The organism is Paratractidigestivibacter sp., from assembly GCF_052362415.1.
Lineage (GTDB): Bacteria > Actinomycetota > Coriobacteriia > Coriobacteriales > Atopobiaceae > Paratractidigestivibacter.
The window spans coordinates 22195-24395 of the sequence record NZ_DAWEMK010000019.1; the positions used below are offsets into that span (position 1 = coordinate 22195).

Annotated in this window: 3 protein-coding genes; 1 reads left to right on the forward strand and 2 read right to left on the reverse strand. The window is 67.5% G+C overall.

Going from position 1 to position 2201, the window contains the following annotated elements:
* Positions 1-633, reverse strand: a 633-nt coding sequence (locus tag ACT84W_RS03435; RefSeq protein WP_444328211.1) for a 3'-5' exonuclease, incomplete at its 3' end; no start/stop codon positions are given.
* Positions 634-733: 100 nt separating this feature from the next.
* Entirely contained in the window at positions 734-1261 is a 528-nt protein-coding gene (locus ACT84W_RS03440) for a nitroreductase family protein (RefSeq protein WP_432291188.1), read from the reverse strand.
* 111 nt (positions 1262-1372) lie between these two features.
* On the opposite strand from ACT84W_RS03440, the gene ACT84W_RS03445 reads away from it, so the two are divergent.
* Positions 1373-2201 (forward strand): LacI family DNA-binding transcriptional regulator (locus tag ACT84W_RS03445; protein WP_444328212.1); only part of this gene is annotated, 829 nt, incomplete at its 3' end.

Sequence of the window (2201 nt, forward strand, 5' to 3'; positions counted from 1 at the left end):
CTGCATCGGCGCGTTCGCGCGCAGGGGCTTGACGTCCTTGACGTCGTCCCAGGTGATGTGGTGGATGAACTCGAGCGGCACGCCCTTCTCGGCGTACATGGCGGGTATGCCGCAGTAGCCGGCGAAGGCGTCGTGGGGCTTGGCCTTCGCGGCGAGGTCCATGAACTCGAGGCCGATGTTGACCACATAGCCGCGGGCGGGGTCGCGGTCGGTCGTCTCGATGTCGATGCCCATGACCATGCCGGAGACCGGCGCGTCCACATAGGCGATGTTCAGGTCCTCGAGCGCGGGGCCGGCCTGAGCGGCGACCTCGGCGTCGGGGCGATGCTGCATCGCGGCGACGGCGTGGACGAGGTCTGAGTCGGGGAGCTTTCGCGCGAGCGCCGAGGGCGAGGTGTCGCGGAGCTTCTCCGCGCCGATGCGGTCGCAGACGCCGCGGTTGCGGTCCACGAGCGAGAGCACGAGGTCGAAGCCGAAGGGCTCTTTGCCGGCCGGCGCCGACTTCCAAGCGTCCATCAGGGTCTTGATGGCGTCCTCGTTCTTCATGCGCTCCGCCTGCAGGGACGCCTCGTCAGAGACGAGGCCCGGCAGGACGAAGGCGCTCGCAAGGTCGATGGCCTGGCTGAGTTCCATAGTGGCGGCTTCCTTCGCGACGTGAAAAAAGGCCGGCGGCTCGTCGCCGCGCGGCCTTCTAGGCTAGCAAAAAGTGCGCGAGATGACCTGCGAAGGCGGGCTACTCGGCGCAGAACACACGACCTTCGCGGCGAGCGGGCGCCTCGGGCTTCTCTGCGCCCCAGTAGCCGACGGCGCAGTGGCCGATGCCCTCGTAGTCGCCCTCGACGCCGAGGTCGGCGAGGATCTTCTTGCCTTCCGGGGAGTCGAACTCCTCCTTGGCGCGGTGGACCCAGATGCTCGCGAGCCCCAGGGACTCGGCGGCAACCATCATATTGCCCATGGTCAGGGAGCCGTCGTAGACGTGGGTGGGGACGGTCTTGTCGGCGAGGACGACGAGGATCGCGGGCGCCCCGTAGAACGGGTCGAAGTCGGGGCCCTTGCCCATGATCGCCGCGTTCATGGCGCTCAGGCGGTCGCGGAGGTCCTTGTTGGTGACCTTGAGGACGATGGTGGACTGGCGGCCCATGCCCGAGGCGGCGTAGAGACCCGCCTCAACGATACTGTCGAGGTCGGCGGCGGCGGGCATCTGGTCCTTGAACTGGCGGCAGCTGCGGCGGTCGCGCATAGCGGTGAGCACTTCGTTCATAACGAGTCCTTTCTGCTCGGCATACACCTCCGATTGTACCCAGTGTTGGTGTTGCAGCGAGGGCATCGCGGGTAGACTTGCGTGCAGAAACGCAACGAGGGCAGGAGTGCTTTGGACATCAACCAGATAGCGCAGATGGCGGGGGTCTCCCGCGCGACGGTGTCGCGCTACTTCAACGAGGGCTACGTGAGCCAGGAGAAGCGCGAGCGGATCCGCGCCGTGGTCAAGGCCACCGGCTACTCCCCCTCGCAGCACGCGAAGAGCCTGCGCACGGGCAAGTCGAGCACCGTCGGCGTCATCATCCCGAAGATCAACTCCGCCTCGGTGAGCCGCATGGTCGCCGGCATGACGCCCGTCTTTGCCGAGCGCGGCTACCAGGTCCTCCTTGCGAACACCGACAACGACGCCGCACGCGAAGTCGCCTACCTGCGCTTATTTGAAGAGAAGCGCCAGGTCGACGGCATCGTTCTCGTGGCGACGGTCTTCACAGACGAGCACTTCGAGGCCATGGACAAGACGAATCTGCCGGTGGTCGTCCTCGAGCAGCAGCTTCCCGGGCGCTCCTGCGTGTTCCAAAACGACCGCGACGCCATGCGCGACGTCACCGCCCTCGTGCTGCGCGAGTCGTCGCGCCCCGTCTACATCGGCGTCCTCGAGGAGGACCTCGCCGCCGGGCGCGACCGCCACCTCGGGTTCTTGGACGCGTGCGCGGACGCGGGGATGGAGGTCCCCGAGCACGCTCAGCTCGTGGCGGACTTCTCGGTCGACGCCGGGTACACCGCCGCCGAGCGGCTCCTCGACGAGTTCCCCGACACCGACGCGATCGTGTGCGCGACCGACTCCATCGCCTACGGCGCCCTCACCTGCCTGCGGGAGTACGGTCGGCGCGTGCCCGAGGACGTGCAGGTCACAGGCGTGGGGGACGGTGAGCTCAGCCAGA